At 45.9% G+C, this 16755-nt stretch carries 17 protein-coding genes; 6 read left to right on the top strand and 11 right to left on the bottom strand.

Annotated features, from left to right (window positions below):
* Nucleotides 1-5: 5 nt before the first annotated feature.
* Both MZO41_RS06460 and MZO41_RS06455 read right to left on the bottom strand, forming a co-directional pair.
* Complete coding sequence (locus MZO41_RS06460; protein ID WP_003641941.1) at nucleotides 6-977, bottom strand: ABC transporter ATP-binding protein; 972 nt, start codon at nucleotides 975-977, stop codon at nucleotides 6-8.
* A complete protein-coding gene (locus MZO41_RS06455) occupies nucleotides 978-2504 on the bottom strand; it encodes an ABC transporter permease/substrate-binding protein (RefSeq protein ID WP_003641940.1) in 1527 nt (508 codons plus the stop codon). It lies immediately after the preceding gene.
* A gap of 237 nt (nucleotides 2505-2741) precedes the next feature.
* Between MZO41_RS06455 and MZO41_RS06450 the strand changes: the two genes are divergently transcribed.
* Nucleotides 2742-3188, top strand: coding sequence for a ribonuclease H (locus tag MZO41_RS06450; RefSeq protein WP_003646442.1), 447 nt, complete (start codon nucleotides 2742-2744; stop codon nucleotides 3186-3188).
* Between the two features lie 746 nt (nucleotides 3189-3934).
* Here the strand turns inward: MZO41_RS06450 and MZO41_RS06445 are convergent.
* The gene (locus MZO41_RS06445; protein WP_013355178.1) at nucleotides 3935-4846 is read right to left on the bottom strand and encodes an oxidoreductase; all 912 of its coding nucleotides are present in this window, start codon (nucleotides 4844-4846) and stop codon (nucleotides 3935-3937) included.
* Between the two features lie 136 nt (nucleotides 4847-4982).
* Here MZO41_RS06445 and rihC point away from each other — a divergent pair, with 136 nt between their 5' ends.
* Nucleotides 4983-5903 carry a ribonucleoside hydrolase RihC gene (gene rihC / locus MZO41_RS06440; protein WP_013355177.1) on the top strand — a complete coding sequence of 307 codons (921 nt, stop codon included), beginning with the start codon at nucleotides 4983-4985 and terminating at the stop codon, nucleotides 5901-5903.
* Between the two features lie 165 nt (nucleotides 5904-6068).
* On the opposite strand, the gene MZO41_RS06435 is transcribed toward rihC, so the two are convergent.
* The 3 genes from MZO41_RS06435 to MZO41_RS06425 form a co-directional block, all read right to left on the bottom strand.
* Nucleotides 6069-6641 (bottom strand): acetyl-CoA carboxylase biotin carboxyl carrier protein, encoded by a 573-nt coding sequence (locus MZO41_RS06435; RefSeq protein WP_013355176.1) that lies wholly within the window; start codon nucleotides 6639-6641, stop codon nucleotides 6069-6071.
* A 103-nt stretch (nucleotides 6642-6744) separates the two neighbouring features.
* Nucleotides 6745-7065, bottom strand: a complete 321-nt coding sequence (locus MZO41_RS06430; RefSeq protein WP_225867872.1) for a hypothetical protein — start codon at nucleotides 7063-7065, stop codon at nucleotides 6745-6747.
* Between the two features lie 153 nt (nucleotides 7066-7218).
* Nucleotides 7219-7689 carry an RrF2 family transcriptional regulator gene (locus MZO41_RS06425; RefSeq protein WP_003646440.1) on the bottom strand — a complete coding sequence of 157 codons (471 nt, stop codon included), beginning with the start codon at nucleotides 7687-7689 and terminating at the stop codon, nucleotides 7219-7221.
* Between the two features lie 109 nt (nucleotides 7690-7798).
* On the opposite strand from MZO41_RS06425, the gene MZO41_RS06420 reads away from it, so the two are divergent.
* Nucleotides 7799-8995, top strand: a complete 1197-nt coding sequence (locus MZO41_RS06420; RefSeq protein WP_013355174.1) for a DUF2075 domain-containing protein — start codon at nucleotides 7799-7801, stop codon at nucleotides 8993-8995.
* A gap of 30 nt (nucleotides 8996-9025) precedes the next feature.
* On the top strand, nucleotides 9026-9535 hold the full coding sequence (locus tag MZO41_RS06415; protein ID WP_003641932.1) for a YbhB/YbcL family Raf kinase inhibitor-like protein: 510 nt from the start codon (nucleotides 9026-9028) through the stop codon (nucleotides 9533-9535).
* A gap of 112 nt (nucleotides 9536-9647) precedes the next feature.
* On the opposite strand, the gene MZO41_RS06410 is transcribed toward MZO41_RS06415, so the two are convergent.
* From MZO41_RS06410 to rpiA, 3 genes are all read right to left on the bottom strand, one after another.
* Nucleotides 9648-10016: a DUF1304 domain-containing protein gene (locus MZO41_RS06410; protein ID WP_013355173.1), complete on the bottom strand. Its 369-nt coding sequence runs from the start codon at nucleotides 10014-10016 to the stop codon at nucleotides 9648-9650.
* A 264-nt stretch (nucleotides 10017-10280) separates the two neighbouring features.
* The gene (locus MZO41_RS06405; protein WP_013355172.1) at nucleotides 10281-11786 is read right to left on the bottom strand and encodes a multicopper oxidase family protein; all 1506 of its coding nucleotides are present in this window, start codon (nucleotides 11784-11786) and stop codon (nucleotides 10281-10283) included.
* Nucleotides 11787-11943: 157 nt separating this feature from the next.
* Nucleotides 11944-12612, bottom strand: a complete 669-nt coding sequence (rpiA, locus tag MZO41_RS06400) for a ribose 5-phosphate isomerase A (protein ID WP_013355171.1) — start codon at nucleotides 12610-12612, stop codon at nucleotides 11944-11946.
* Nucleotides 12613-12805: 193 nt separating this feature from the next.
* Here rpiA and MZO41_RS06395 point away from each other — a divergent pair, with 193 nt between their 5' ends.
* Entirely contained in the window at nucleotides 12806-13369 is a 564-nt protein-coding gene (locus MZO41_RS06395) for a M57 family metalloprotease (protein ID WP_003643762.1), read from the top strand.
* A 230-nt stretch (nucleotides 13370-13599) separates the two neighbouring features.
* On the opposite strand, the gene MZO41_RS06390 is transcribed toward MZO41_RS06395, so the two are convergent.
* Together MZO41_RS06390 and MZO41_RS06385 are read right to left on the bottom strand one after the other, a co-directional pair.
* Complete coding sequence (locus MZO41_RS06390) at nucleotides 13600-13869, bottom strand: hypothetical protein (protein WP_003641927.1); 270 nt, start codon at nucleotides 13867-13869, stop codon at nucleotides 13600-13602.
* 102 nt (nucleotides 13870-13971) lie between these two features.
* The gene (locus MZO41_RS06385) at nucleotides 13972-14931 is read right to left on the bottom strand and encodes an L-lactate dehydrogenase (RefSeq protein WP_011100973.1); all 960 of its coding nucleotides are present in this window, start codon (nucleotides 14929-14931) and stop codon (nucleotides 13972-13974) included.
* Nucleotides 14932-15425: 494 nt separating this feature from the next.
* Here MZO41_RS06385 and MZO41_RS06380 point away from each other — a divergent pair, with 494 nt between their 5' ends.
* On the top strand, nucleotides 15426-16742 hold the full coding sequence (locus MZO41_RS06380; protein WP_011100972.1) for an ammonium transporter: 1317 nt from the start codon (nucleotides 15426-15428) through the stop codon (nucleotides 16740-16742).
* The last annotated feature ends 13 nt before the right edge of the window (nucleotides 16743-16755 follow it).

Here is a 16755-nt window from a genome sequence, read left to right as displayed (position 1 = left end):
GACGATTAAGATACTTCTTCATGTTGACTCAAGTAAGCCACGATTCGTTGGCGATCCAAATAGCCAACAACCCGATTTTCTTCCGTGACCGCCACATAATCGTGATCTGTCAATGCCGTAAAGGCGGTGCGTAACGTGGCTTGAACGTCTAACGATTGAATCCGACCACTCGCAACACTGGGTTCTTCTGTGAGATAACCCTGAATAAGCCCTACACGCCCAACGTAGACATCATAGACATTTTTAGCTCGGCTCGCACCAAAGAAGTTCCGCACAAAGTCGTTCACTGGATGCTGAGCCAGAGCAGCCGGCGTATCGACTTGTATTAACTGACCGTGTTGCATGACACCGATCCGGTCACCCAACTTCAACGCCTCATTCATATCATGCGTCACGAAGACGATCGTGTTGTGATAGCGGGCGTGTAGCCGTAAGACCAAGTCTTGCAATTGTTGCCGCGAGATGGGGTCTAACGCACTAAATGGTTCATCCATCAAAACAATATCTGGTTGCGCCGCAATCGCCCGTAAGATACCGATGCGTTGCTGCTCACCACCGGATAATTCTGACGGCATCCGGTCACGGTATTCCTTTGGATCGAGGCCAACTTCCGCCAATAGCTCATCAATCGTTTGATTAATTTCCTTCTTAGCTGTCCCTTTCATTTCCGGAATCACGGCGATATTTTGCGCCACCGTCATCGTTGGGAACAAGGCAATTTGCTGTAAGACATACCCCATTTGCCACCGTAGACTTCGGACTGGTATCGTGGTTGTATCAGTACCATTAACTAGAATTTTACCAGCCGTCAGTGGCTCTAAGCAGTTGATCATTTTAAGTGACGTCGTTTTGCCACTCCCAGAAGTCCCTACCAAAACAAATAGCTCACCCTGGTCAATCGTTAAATTAAGGTCGGGAATCACGGTCTGCCCATTAAAGTCTTTCTGGACGTGTTGAAATTCAATTGCCGTTGTCATTTAACGTCCCTCCTTCAATAAACCGTGCTTCACAAGATAGCGATGTGCAACCGTCGAAGCGGACTGCTTCTTAACATTGACTTCATAGTTCATTTCTTGCATATCAGTTTCTGAAATCTTTCCTGCTAACTTATTCAACGCTTTAACGACCTTAGGATGTTTGTTGGCAAAACTCGTCTTCATCAACGGTGCCCCTTGATACGTTGGGAAAAAGTGCTTATTATCCTTCAATAAGGCCAAGTGATACTGCCGTAATTCACTATCCGTCGCATAGGCATCTACCAAGTTGATTTTCCCCTTACTGATGGCTTCATAGCGTAGCGCCGGCTCCATCGACTTGGCAGTCACGTCTAACCCATAAGTCTTCTTGATTCCTTTTAAGCCATCATTACGATCAATAAACTCTAGGGTCATTCCGGGTTTCAGAATCGATTCAACTTGCGTTAAGTCACTGATTGTCTTCAAATGATGTTCTTGTTGAAATTTCTTAGTCACTGCCAATGCGTACGTATTGTTATACTGCATCGGCTTCAAGTAAGTCATCTGTTCCTGCTTAGCGAGGCGCTGTTTGGCGAGCTGATAGGTCTGGTTAGCTGTTTGACCAGCTGGGTTATTTCCCTTAACTAAGGTCTCCAGCACCGAGCCAGTAAATTCAGGATAAATATCAACCTGATTATTCTTTAACGCGCTGAATAAGAACGTGGTCTTGCCAAAGTTAGGCTTGAGCGTCACATGAACATGCTCATCTTCAGCTTCAATCAGCTGCTTATACATATTAATCAAGATTTCTGGTTCAGAACCGAGTTTACCTGCAATCGTAATTGTTTCAACTCGATTGGCATAAACACTATAAGCCCCGCCACCACCTAGTAAAGCTAAAATACCGACAAAGACGATTAAGGCGTGGCGTGGTTTAGCCGTTTGAAACCACCGAACGAGCGCACTCAGCAGAATTGCTAACAATGCTGATGAGATAGCCCCAATCAATAATAACGAGGTATCATTACGGTCAATACCGAGCATGATAAAGGTCCCGAGACCCCCAGCACCAATCAAAGCGGCCAAAGTAGCCGTCCCAATAATTAAGACGAGCGCGGTCCGAATCCCAGCAATGATCTGTGGTAGGGCAATGGGTAGTTCAACTTTAAACAACTTACGCATTCGTGACATCCCAAAGGCATCGGCGGCCTCTTCAATTGAGGCGTCAATTTCTGAGATACCCAAATAAGTATTTTGAAAAATTGGCAGTAAAGCATAGATCACCAGCGCAATTACTGCTGGCACCGTTCCAATCCCAACTAACGGAATCAATAACCCTAACAGTGCCAAAGACGGAATCGTCTGTAAGACACTCGTGAGTTGTAACAATCCCTCGGCCCACCGTGGTCGTCGAACGACCCAAATAGCCAACGGAATCGCAATTACCATTGCGATGACTAATGATGCTAATGAAATCCCCAAGTGTTGCCATAGCGCAGTCAGCAAATCCCCGCGTCGATCCATAAACGTCTGTATTAATGTCTGCATGCTAACCTCCAGTGCTCACCTTTATTACTTAATAACTTCTTAATTATCCATGTATTTAATCGTAGCATAATCCGCCAAAAATCATAGTAATACGCACTGACAATTCACCAAATTTTGTAACTATTGTAGTTTCATGTTAAAATTATTCATTAATTTAAAATGAAGCTGGCTAGTTTTTACGAAACTATTAGATGAACCACTCAATGGATTATCATTACAACTAAGGAGGCCCCAACAATAGCTACGATTCATCTTTACCTTGCAAGTACCAACCACCAATCGACCAACATCACCGCAACAACCCCCGCTGCCTGGGTCGTCATTCTGCGATACGCTGACCATCAAAAGGCGCTAAACGACGGTGGCTACGGACATACCGAAACTTCACTGGCCTTGAGTGCTCTGACCACCGCACTCGCCACGTTGAAACGTCATGATTTACCCGTTCATGTTCACACCACAACTGAACAAGTGGCGGCGGTTATTAGCGAACAACGTTATTTAAGCTGGCGGCAAAACAACTGGGACGTTCCCGAAGCCGACCAACCAGACCTACCCCAATGGCAAACGCTGATTCCCATTATCGAAGAATTTCCCAACCTCACCATCACCTACCACCCCGTGGACGATCCCGCGATGACCACCGCAACGACTACGCTAACGGCGGTGATGACGAAGCTATAATGGCGGTGCAAACCTAAGTCCAAAGCAGCCAGCTTAGGCCCGCTGGAAAAGTTCGGGTTAGCGTAAACATGTTTGGTTAGTTCGTCCTACACCGACTTCCAGTCGGGATAGTATTCGAATGGCTGACGGTGAGGCACCCAACTTTTATTGGACTCATCATTGTTCTTCATAAACAGTAATTTTGTCGAGCAACTGTCAGGCAGAAAGTAACATTGTGATAGCTTACTATTTCGGAATCACCATAGTAATAATCAAACGTTTCAACAAAGTGGTTAATGTAATCCTAACCTCTCGTTTAAGGCTCCATTATCAAAATAGTCAGCGACCAATTATACCAAGTTAAGTGGCCGTTCATCAGCCATTCGAGCGGCTTACCGACCGGAGGGGCTGGGTGACAATGCTCAGTAGCCAAATTATTCTTAGTCGGAAGTGGGCTACTTCCGGCTTAGAATAAGACTCGTATTTGAGACCGGGCGGGTTTGTGCACGGGCTCAAATCGATGTCGGCTTACGTTCCGGCAATTGTCACCCAGCCCCGGAGGTCGGAATAGGACGATCATTGCTGCCGAACAAGAATCCACCTGCTTGTCATCATCCAAGCACCATCTAAAATAATAACTAACGAGACCCTATCTCTCCCATGCTACATGGGGGAAGCTTAAAGCTTAGACTTGAAATAAAGAAGCGAACCCCTACCACAATAACAACTGTGATCGTTGGGCTCGCTTCTTAGCATCATTATTCAGATTAATTATTATTAGCGGGTATTTTTCCATGCCGATAATGCCGACTCCCGGTTCGCCGGTCCTTACGCCGCGTAACTTTTGACAGCTTAGCCGCACCATTGACGGCTGAGTTCATCATGCGGTCAAACTGACGATCACTCAACCACTGACGAGCCGTTAATGAGACCCCCGCGCCCATACCTGCGTGATAACGAGTCTTGGGCTTCACATCATTGACAGCGTGAACCATCAGTTTAGCAATCACTCCCGGATTGGAAGCAAACTGATCGAACAATGACAGCATCGCACCGACCTTAACAGCTTGTTCATGATAGGCTGTCTCACCGGAAACTGCCAACAACTTTTTTTCCGCAATTCCAGCCCATTCAGTCTTGATTCCACCAGGTTCAACGATGACAACATCTATACCAAATGGTGCGACTTCCATCCGTAACGAATCGCTCATCCCTTCAATTGCGTGTTTGGTCCCCATATACCAAGCACTTAAAGGCTGATAGATCTTACCCCCAATTGAAGAAACATTAATGATCCGACCACGATGTTGTGCCCGCATCAACGGTAAAACTAATTGTGTCAACCGCATCACACCAAAGACATTGACCTTGAATTGGTACTCGCCTTCTGCGACCGGAACGTCTTCCAAGGAACCGTATGAGCCATACCCCGCATTGTTGATTAGGACATCAATGCGCCCCTGTTCGACCTGAATCGTTTTGACAGCCGCGATTAACGTCGCTTCATCCGTCACGTCGACTTTTAAAACGTGCACTCCAGCCGCTGCTAAATCCGTCATTTTTTCAATCCGCCGTGCGGCTCCGTACACAATGTTCCCCTGAGCTTGTAACTTCAAAGCAGTTGCTTTACCGATCCCCGAAGATGCGCCCGTAATTAAGATGACCCGTGGTTGACTCATAATCCGTTCCTCCATCGTTAACTGTATTTACTGTCATGCTACGTCAAACCCTTCACAATTGCAATCGAATTCATTGCCCGTAGTATGCTAAAATAGAACTAATTTCAAGCACGTCAATTTAATTGGAGGAATGAACATGTCAACAAAGATTATCATGGACACTGACCCTGGTATTGATGATGCCGCCGCAATTACCTTTGCGTTAAATCATCCTGACTTGGACTTACAATTAATTACAACGGTCGCCGGCAATGTGACGGTCGACAAAACGACGCTGAATGCGCTCAAACTAACGCGCTTCTTTAACAGTGACGTTCCCGTAGCGGGTGGGGCTGCCCAACCGCTGATCAAACCGTTTGAAGATGCCGTCCGAATTCACGGTGTTTCAGGAATGCCGGGTTACGACTTCCCGACTGACCTTGCGAAACCATTACCAGAAACAGCCGTTGAAGCGCTCCGTGACTACATCATGGCTGCTGAACAACCGATTACGTTAGTGCCAACGGGAGCCTATACCAACATTGCGCTCTTATTTAAGACCTACCCCGAAGTAATGCCACACATTAAAGAAATCGTTGCGATGGGTGGGGCCTTAGGCAAAGGTAATATGACCAGCGCCGCAGAGTTCAACGTCTTTACCGACCCGCACGCGGCTGAAATCATGTACCAATCCGGCGTTCCAATTACCATGGTCGGCTTAGACGTGACGATGAAGGCCCTTTTAACGCGCGAATCGATTGAACAGTTACCGACCCTCGGTAAAACTGGCGAAATGCTCCACGCCCTCTTTGGTCATTACAACGACCGCAACCAGACTGGCGTTGCGATGCATGATGTCAATACGCTCTTCTACTTACTACATCCAGAAGCCTTCACGACTGAAAAGATGTGGATTGATGTCCAGACGGAGGGCCCCGCTAATGGCGAGACCGTTGGCGATATTCGTGGTGCTTACCATGACGGCAAAACCAACGCGACCGTTTGTGTCGATATTGATGCGGCTGCTTTCAACAAGTGGTTCCTAGAAACCGTGGCAGCCATTGACCAACCTAAATAAACCACTACCAATCGTCATTAATTAAGCTAAAAAATGAACCACTTCAGCTTGCACAATTATCATGTGCGCTTGAAGTGGTTCATTTTTAGTTTGTGTCACGCTTTTATCAAGACATAGCGCTACTCAAAGTGCTTAATACGCTCAGCAACCACTGACCGTACCTGATTAAATGTCATCCGGCGTATCTGGGATTAATTGAATCAATGGTTGACCGAAGTTGACTTCTTCACCATTCTTCACTAGGAAGGCTTTGACCGTCCCCGCTTGCTTAGCAACCACTGGCCGCATCATCTGCATCGCTTGAATGAGGCCGACTTGTTGACCAACGCTAACGTGGTCGCCTAACTTAACGTATGGCGCTTCTTCTGAAGAATGCGCTGGGTAATAGATTCCGACGACCGGTGCCGTCACGCATTCCTTAGGATCAATCGGCGCTGGTTCTGGTTCAGGATCAGGTGTTACAACGCTCGTCGGATTGCTAGCCATACTGGTCGCCACTGGGGTTGGTTCCGCCTCCGCAACAACTGGGGTACTAACTGTTGAGACCGGTGTCGGTGTGACCGGCGTTGGGTCAATCACCGGCTGATTGGGAAGTGGCGCCGGCTGCGGGGTCACCGTCGTCTTGCCGTGTCCCTTCTTACCCATTTGAATTTCAAAATCTTGGTCCCGATACTCAAAACTAGTTAAACTGCTTTGTTCAAACTTGTCCATTAACTGATAAATCTTATCTAATTCCATACAACACCCTCCAATTAATTTACGCTTTGATTATAACGCATAGTTTAGCGCAGGAGTGTGGTGGAAGTATGAACGCTTCTTTAAGAATTCGTCAATATTTCGTTTAAGCAGACGCCAACTCATGATCCGCCGGAACTAATTTAAACAAAAATAATGGTGCTGGTGACTTACCTGCCTGCGCGTACGCTAACACTGTATCAACGTGGTCTAGCTGTAACAACCGATCATCAAGTTGCCACAAGCCGCGTTGGTAATAGTCGCGGCAATATTGCACGAGGTTGGTCAAAAAGTTACCGACGGCCTCATTGACCGTCGCGCCACGCCCATCGACACCCCAAAAATCGGCGGATTCTAACCAGTACCGTTGTTCCGATAATTCTCGATAACGACCAACTTCATGAATTAACACTAACCGTGCTGTCATTGCCAAGGCCCCTTTCAATCTCAATGCCACTTTCATAATGACATCTAAGATAGCACCGATAATTAGCCCTGACAATCCTGAATGGCAAACCCGTTTCAAATTAAGGTTATTAACGAAAATCGCCTTATTTTTCAATCAAGTGACGCTTTTTACTTAAGATTCTGAATCTTGTTCGTGTTGTAAAAACGTACCGTGGTGGTTCAGGTCGGCTTGTAAATCAGCCATTGTAAACTGATGATAGTAAGCCCGATATTGACGGTCAGCTACTGTAAATAAATCCGTCAACGTTTCACTAATATTGGCCGCAATCGGGGATTGATCAGCCTGTTCATCCGTTTTGGATGGTCCCGTAATGAAGCGCGCATAGCTAATTGTTGGGGGGATGGTCAAATCATATAGATCGCCGAGGTTCATATCGGCCAACGCCAAGTCTAATTGGTAGCCCCCATTTTTACCAACCGTCCCCGTTAAATATCCATGCTTATGTAGAACTGATAAAATATTGCGAATCATCACCGGGTTAAGATGCAGTGACTGCGCGAGTTCCCGACTAGCGACCTTACTATCACGGTGTGCATCAAGGTACAGGATACTATGCACCGCCACCGAAAAATCAAGTTTCATGTTACTTCCTCCCACACTTTGTCATAATTCTATTCTACCACCAACTGTAATGACTCTCATTTCAATTAGCCCCAATATGCAGGTATAATGTGTTTGGGAGTGAAAAAATATGTCATCTACAATCAGTGCCGCAACGTTCAAGCTAAATGATCAAGCTGCGTTGTCACCGGCACAACAATCATTAGAGCACCAACTATTAACTTTTATCCGTACCCATCGCCAGCAAAAACAGCCCAGCCTCTTTGTTATTCATGGTGATGCAGGAACTGGCAAGAGTGCCGTATTAGCCGCCGCGTTTGCTCGGCTACAAGCCCTCAATCGTAGCTTGACACCAAACGATTTGCAGGCCACTGACAACTATCTCGTCGTCAACCACAATGAAATGCTCAAAATTTATAAGCGCTTAGCTGGTGAAGATCCCGTCTTGCGCAAAAAAGACTTTCAAAAACCCACTCCGTTGATCAACCGGTTGGCAAAAGACCACCGGCAAGCAGACGTTGTTTTTATTGACGAAGCGCACCTATTACTCACGCAACCAGACCGCTATAACCGCTTTACAGGTCACAACCAGTTAACGGAACTGATCAATCATAGTCGCGTCGTTGTCCTCGTCTTCGACACCCGTCAAGTCTTGAAGTTAAAGAGCTACTGGCACAGCAACGATCTCAAGCCATTTTTAGACCAGTACCCGCACGCGAACTACAACTTAGACGAGCAATTTCGGGTCACTGGCGGCGCCGATGTTGTCGACTGGATCGATGGTTTTACCCGCGGGCAATTACAACCAAAACCCGTTAGCGATAACTTTGATCTACGCTTTTTTGATGATGGGCAACCCTTATACGACCTGATCAAACAACGCGACCAGCAGTATGGACTCGCTCGGATGGTGGCAACCGCTGACTTCCCGTACGTCGTTAATCATGGCACTTGGTACGTGACGGCCGGACAATTGAAGCTTCCGTGGGATAAAGTCAACTTAACTGATGATCCTTGGGCCTTACGACCTGAGACACTGAATGAAGTTGGTTCTATTTATACCATTCAAGGGTTTGATTTGAATTATGCGGGGGTCATTCTTGGCCCTTCTGTGGGCTATGATGAAGACCATGATCAGATTGTCGTTCGCCCTGAACGCTATGAAGATCAAGAAGCGTTCAAAAACCGGACAGACTTAGGCGATCTGCGTCCCCTTAAACAGCAGATTATCTTCAACTCAATCAATGTCTTGATGAAACGTGGTCGTTATGGGCTTTATATTTATGCGGTTGACCCAGCACTACGCCAGCGACTATTAGCGTTATAATAAGACTAATTACACGAGGAGGGATTTGCAATGCAACTATCAATTCCGACCATCAATGGCGCCCTTGCAGCCACCTATTCCAAACAAGCGGCCGTTGCCCAAACGTATAAGGGCCACCCCATCATCTCGTTTCCCGTTGACATTAGTGATGTGCCAGCTGGCACCCATTCACTGGCGTTCACTTTCGTTGACCACGATGCGATTCCAGTAGGTGGCTTCACCTGGATTCATTGGATTGCCGCCAATTTACCGGCAACCACGACTCACATCCCTGAAAATGCCAGTCAGACCGGTGCTATTCCGATGGTCCAAGGTAATAATTCCACAGCGGGCGCCTATGTTCACGAGACTGATCCGAAAGTTAGCCAACACTACGTCGGCCCGTATCCGCCTGACAAGGATCATCGTTATTCATTTAAACTATTTGCACTTGATACTGAGTTAGACCTCCAACCTGGATACTGGCTCAACGAATTTCATGATGCCATTGCCGGTCACGTGCTAGCAACTGCTAAAACGACGGTCATTGGCAAAGTGTAATCCAATCTGCCATATAATATGGATAGCTTAAACAACCAAAAACGTTGCTACAGAATCACGTAGCAACGTTTTTTATTAACACTAATATAATTGCATTACTTCAAAGAACCGGCTAAGCAAAATACATCAGAATAAACGCAATTAATGCCGGTAGCCCCTGAATCACGACGATCGCGCGACTGACAGTAATACTACCATAAACCGCGGCAACCATCACACAGGCTAAGAAAAACAGGGTTGCCCCGACGCTCGCGACGGCCGGAATCACAAACAAGCTGTATAAAATACCGACGGCCAAGAAACCGTTATATAACCCTTGATTTTTAAACAATAATTGCACTGACGGCGACTGTAGCGTTTGCCGTGGAATCCCAAACGCTTTTGCGGCCATTTCACTATCCGCATTAAACATTTCCAGCCACAAAATAAATAAATGTTCAACGGCAACCAAGATCGCCATAATCATTGCTGCAACGTGCATCCTAATCCCCTCCTTTTTTCGGTCCTTACTTGAATTGTACCAGTTACTGCGCCTAAACTGTAGAAATACAGACTTACTTGTCTTTATACGAGCTAATTCGTCACAAATCATGATTAAAACATGGTAAATCCGGGGTCAAAACCGCCACCGTTTTGACCCCGAGGTGCTTTTAAATGATAAAGCCCGGCTACGACCAAGCAGATAACTTGCTGGTTGCAACCGGACTTTATTCACATCTCATCACTAAATTAGCTTAATCTACACTTACATACCGGGCATCCAAACATCTTCGGGCTTGATGCCTTGTTCCTTCGCAAAAGCATTCCGTAAGGTGTCCATATCCATTAAATGATAAGTTTGTGGGTGTTGGGGATCATATGATTCAATTTGGGCCATCATACCACCATCTTCATGTTCGATGATATGGCAGTGATACATGTAAACTCCTGTCAGCTCAAATTTGACCTTGATCCGCACCGTTTCACCAGGGTTGACACCGACCGTATCCTTCAGCCCATGTTCATTAGGATAAACTGGACCATCATTCCGTGCCAAAACTCTAAACTGAGTCCCATGAACGTGGAATGGATGAACCATGCCGTTTTCAGTACTGTTGGTGTTGCGGATTTCCCAAATGGCGACATCCCCAACTTTTTGCCGAGCGTCGATGCGACTCATATCGAATTTCTTACCATCAAGCGCGACTTCATCATCCATCCCATCCATCGTGATTGTGCGAACAGGTAAGTCAGGTGTTGGTGTTTCATCAGGAATATCAACTAAATGTTCTGGTAGTTTGGTGTCATCCGGTACGAACGACTTGATTCGGAAGCGACATAGCGGCGTATCATCCGTCATCAGCGTGACTTCATCGCCCGGCTGATACTGACCGAAATCAACGACAATTTCGTCCCGTTCCGCACAGGTCATCATCACTTTGGTCATATAAACCGGTGCCGGCAAAATGCCACCATCGGAAGCGACTTGTGCAAATTCCAAATCGTCATTGAAGTGCAGACGCCATTCGCGCCGGTTCGATCCATCCAAGATTCGTAGCCGCACCCGCTGCGTCGTCACATCAAAATATGGGTTGACCGTCCCGTTAACTAACGCCGTATGCCCTTGAACGCCATCTGGATCGTAGTCCGCCCGGTAATCAAATTGGTTATCATCGTGAAATTCACGGTCTTGTAATACCAACGGAATATCATCCACACCATAATTACGTGGTAACGGTAACTGATCTTCAACGTCATCCTTAATAATCACCATCGTTGCTAGGCCTTTCCAGACCTGCGTCGCAGTCGATGGGCACGGATGAGCATGTAACCACGTAGTCGCAGCTGGTTGATGTACTTTAAAGTCAATGTGATTCGTTTCACCGGGATAGACCGGTGCGTGGCAGCCACCATCGGTAATGGGCCCTGGGACATTCAAGCCGTGCCAATGGAAAGTCGTCAATTCTGGGAGTTTATTTTCCAAGTCAATATGGGTCTGCTTACCATTACGAAAGACGATAGTTTGGCCTAGGAAGCCCGCATTATAGCCCCACGTTTTAGTCTTCTTACCAGGTAAAAACTGAGTTTCGCTTTCTTGTGCCGTGACGGTATAGTAATCATCCGTATCCGTCTGGCGGTCCGGCTTCAATAACGGTGGAATCGCTAACGGTTGTGGATCGACTTTCGGTGTAACTAGTGGAATATAGCCACCGTCATGTGTGTTGTAAGCAGGTTCATCAAAAAAATAATCAGTATAGACTTTTTTTGCCATGTTGACATCCCCTTAGATATTTAAAATAACATAGATTCAAAAAATGGTGGCGCTTTTATACGTCACCTTCAGTTTAGAATTATTTTAAAAAAGTGTCAAACGAATTTCAGCGCTCAATTGCTAATCATTAAGGTCATGCTGTCGTCCCTGATGACACTTAAAATAGCGCTTTGACCGTATTCGTGGCCGCATCGCCCAACCAAGCATTCGTCACCAAGTGATCGAAATAGCTCGTTTCAACAACGCCAGCCAAAGTTGCTAATTCAACATTCAGGTCCGTGAGCTTGGCATACGTTGGAAAATGACAATCGATCAATAAATTGCCGCTATCGGTTAACGTGAAGCCGTCCCGATTATTAGCAGTTCGAATGGTTGCCTGACCGCCAAGATCACTCACCGTCCGCATGACTAACGATAAGGCCGCTGGTAGCACTTCTAAGACTAGTGGCGTCTTGATATCAAATTGATCAACTAACCGGTCCTGCATCGTTAGTAACCAATATTCATCCGCCAAACTGGCAATAATCTTCTCATTAGCATGAATTCCACCGCCACTTTTGAGCGCGTTACCGTGATGATCTAACTGATCGCAGCCGTCAAAAGCAATATCGACGCGGTCACAATATGCAGTATCTACAACGGTATACCCGAGAACGGTCGCAAGTTGGCAGGTCGTCGGTGATGGGGTGACGACCGTAATATCATTCACATGATTGGCTGCCTCCTTGACCAGTTCACCAACCGTCGAGCCACCCCCAAAACCAACAACCATTTGCGGTTTTATTAACGTCAAGGCTTGTTGAACAATTGCCTGTTTAATCGTCATATCAATTTCCTTCCATCATCATAAGATATTCTCATCATAGCACGCGATAACCTATTTAACTAACTTTAATCGCGATCAAACCATGCGATTCTAGGTCAAATTTGAGTCTAGGATGGGGCTCCTATCTCAACAACGTTTTAAAATACAATTATTGATAGCGACCTTCGTTTTTGGGGGAAAGAGGGTTACAACAATGAAGAATAAGTACAGTGCTAAGTTAGGTTTAACCACATTAACCGTGATTTTTGGTCTTGGGCTGACACCAATTGCCAACGCAAAATCGATTGCGACACCATATTCACGGAGTCGCTGGCCACACGCTCAAGTGACCTACGTCATTCAAGCATCATCATACGAGCGGCACGTCTATCAAGCGGCCATCCAAGCCTGGAATGCGACTGGTCACTTTAAATTCGTACCGGGAACCACTGCTCATCATCAAATTACTTTGGGGACCAGTAATGCCACCAGTGGGCAGTATTATCGCTTAGCCGGTATTACTTTTTCGACCGGTTATACCAATGGTTATTACACAAAAGCGCAAGTGTACTTGTTAACACGTAATTTTGTACGCTACCACTATTCTTATACGGATCAAGTCCACGTGGCTGAACACGAGTTAGGACATACTATTGGTTTGGAACACAGCCGTGATCGCCACAGTGTCATGTTAGCTGATAATCGCTATAACGGTATTAGTGCAGCCGATAGCGCGGCGGTGCGTCTGCGTTACCGCTTACCTGTTGGCAGGCTTTAGGTAAAGCTATCCAACTAGGTCTGCCATTAATACCTTGGGTGCGGTGACCCCACTTTGATGTTTACAATCAATACCGCACCCAGGAAGGCCGCGATGATGAGTCGCGACCTTTTTTATGAGCACCGATGGCCGTAATCATCGTTGAAACATAACTTAAATTAGCACGCTAAAAATGATTGCAGACAAAAAGCACTTTGATACGGTCGATTCCTCGTATCAAAGTGCTGCGCTTAGCTGTGCAGTAAATAACCATAGCTTCCTAAAATAACTAGTACATACCCTGTAGCCGTGACTAATGCTAGCAACATGCCGCTTCCAGGTTGCCACCCGCGGCGATGACAAAAAGTCAAACAGCCACTGGTTAACAACATTAGCGCAAACGTTGCTGCGATGACTCCGAAGAACTGGCCCCATTGACCAAGCAAGGCACAGCCTACTCCCAAAATCGTCGCGATCACAATCACGAACCACCGTTGCCGGTTTGTTAATTGTCGGCGCATATTCATCCCACCATATAGTTAATGCAGTCAACGTTCTGCTTAGTAAAATTTTAACATTTTGGTAGAAGTTTGCCAAACAAGACAATTAACAACCGTCACTTTTTAGGCTTGTTGACGTTTTTTTACTGATTGATCGCTTAAGACGTCATCAAAGGCGTGGAATTTCTCGATAATCGTGTCCGCTGAATTACGGAACTTAGCTTGTTCATCAGCAGTCAGAGCAAGCGTCGTCACACTCTCGACCCCATCTTTGCCAATGATTGCTGGCTGACCAACATACGTCTCAAAGGTCTCACTATACGCAGAGACCGGGCATGCTAAGCGAGCATTTGCAAAGACTGCTTCACTTAATTTAACCGCGCAAGTGGCAATGGCAAAACTGGTATAACCCTTACCAGAATGAACCGCCCAGCCACCATGGCGTGCAGCTGCCTCAAGTGCATCTAAGTCCAAATGATACTTATCAACCAAGGATGTAATTGGAATACCATTAACCTGAACCGTTGACCACGCGCTGAATTGTGATTCGCCGTGTTCACCGTAAACATACCCGCTAATGTTTTTTGGATCACAGTCGAAGGCTTCTGCGACAACCTTTTGCATGCGCGCCGTATCCAAGAAAGTCCCAGTCCCAAAGACCTGTTGGCGTGATAATCCCGTTGCGCGTTGGAAATAGTGAGTAATTGCGTCGCACGGATTCATTGTATCGATGACCACGCCATTAAATTTGGTTGCTTTAACTTTCGGAGCGATATCTTGAACGATTTGCTTCGTATATTCAAATTCAGCCCATCGGTTACCGGAAGCATGGTCTAACGCGTGAATGTTGCCGCTAGTAACAAATAAAATATCCGTGTCGTCTAATTCATGATAGTCATTGATTTTAATAATCGTTCGACTATCTAAACGGGCTTGAGCGTCTTGTAAATCTAATTGCTCTGCGCGAGCTTTAGCCGCATTAGTATCAATCAAGACTAATTCATCCGCAATTCCTTTACAAACTAATGTATAAGCAATGGTCGCCCCAACGTGGCCGACCCCAATAATCGCATATTTTCGCATAAGCTGAACCCCCGTTTTAATTATTAAGACGTTATGTAATAATCTCATCGTCTTTTAATTTATGTGGTGATAACCTTACTGCTCTAGTTAGTAATGGTCAATTGCTGAAAGCGCCTCACCTTTCATATCATCATTTTCTTAAGCAATAGCACGCACTATAGTTACCAATTCCCCTAATTAGTTTAAGATAATTAATCACTTGCCCCCCATTGCCTAATTATTTTCATTACCGAACTAATCGCGACCACTCTTGGAAGTCACTTCCTACATTTCTGCCAATAAGCAACCTTGACCGGCTTTTGCTAAGAATTTACAAGGAGTCCACTCATGTTTTCAATAGTTTGCGTCACAAAATCTGACATCAACAGTTCCATAATGACACCAAAGCCCGTTTGTAAGTTTAATATTTAACCTAAACACAAAAAAAGAGTGCGTCGCTCAATAATCAATGTTATAATTTCTAACATCAAATGGTATGGATAGGGGTTGGGAGTATGAACGCTGCAAATTCAACGTTTTTAGTGTTATCTAGTATATTGGTATTATTCATGACGCCCGGATTAGCATTTTTCTACGGTGGCTTAGTTTCCAAACGGAATGTCGTTAACACCATGTTATCCGTCTTCATGATTTGTGGCTTAGCAATCTTGTTATGGCTCGCATTCGGTTATTCACTATCTTTTTCCGGTGATTTAGGTGGCTTTGTCGGTAATCTCAAAGCCACTTGGTTGCATGGTGTGGACTTGACCGCGCTTACCGCGACAAAGATTCCCAACGGTTTATATCTCATCTTTCAAATGATGTTTGCCATTATCACGCCAGCACTATTTGTTGGCGCGGTGGTCGGCCGTATCCGTTTTAAATTCTTATTAACCTTCATCATCTTCTGGTCACTCCTCATCTACTATCCAATGGTTCATATGGTTTGGGATAACGGTTTATTAGCTAAACTTGGCGTCATCGACTTCGCTGGTGGCACCGTCGTCCACATCAATGCCGGTATCACCGCTTTAGTCTTATCAGCCTTCTTAGGTGCCCGCCACAAGTATGGCAAGGATATGACCCAGCACTATAACATCTTATGGGTATTGCTGGGGACCGCTATTTTATGGATCGGCTGGTACGGTTTCAATGCCGGTTCGGCGCTTGCCATGAACGACATCGCCATCCAAGCCTTCTTAACCACGACCGTTGCCACCGCCACTTCCATGATGACGTGGATGGTCGTTGATATGCTAACCAAGGGCAAACCAACCCTAGTCGGTGTCTGCACCGGTACCCTTTGTGGTCTCGTTGCGATTACACCTGCTTGTGGCTACGTCACCATTTCTGGCGCCTTTTGGATTGGCCTTATCGCCACATTAACCAGTTACGGCTTCATTACGTTCATCAAACCACGCTTAGGTATCGATGATGCACTCGATGCCTTTGGATGCCACGGTGTTTCCGGCATGGTCGGCAGTATCATGACTGGGCTATTCGCTAGCAAAGCCGTTAATCGCACAATTTCTCTAAACGGTCTTTTCTATGGTGGCGGCTTTAAATTATTCGGATTACAACTATTAGCAACGATCTTTACCATTGGCTTTACTACCATCGTTTGCATCGTCATTATCGTACTATTGAAACGAGTCATCAGAATGCGCGTTGACGAGCGAGAGGAAGAACTCGGACTCGATCAAGGCGAACACGGCGAAGTCGCTGACTACACCGTTCAAATGAGTCACGACTTGACGAACATTCAACACCATAGCGATGAATTTCGTGGTCAGTTAGCGCAACTGCTAGATAAGCAACAACGATTCCGATAATCGGAATCATGGG

It is taken from the genome of Lactiplantibacillus sp. C232 (assembly GCF_023806725.1).
Lineage (GTDB): Bacteria > Bacillota > Bacilli > Lactobacillales > Lactobacillaceae > Lactiplantibacillus > Lactiplantibacillus plantarum.
Note: the sequence above shows the minus strand (reverse complement) of the source record. Positions and strands in the feature narration are given on the sequence as shown.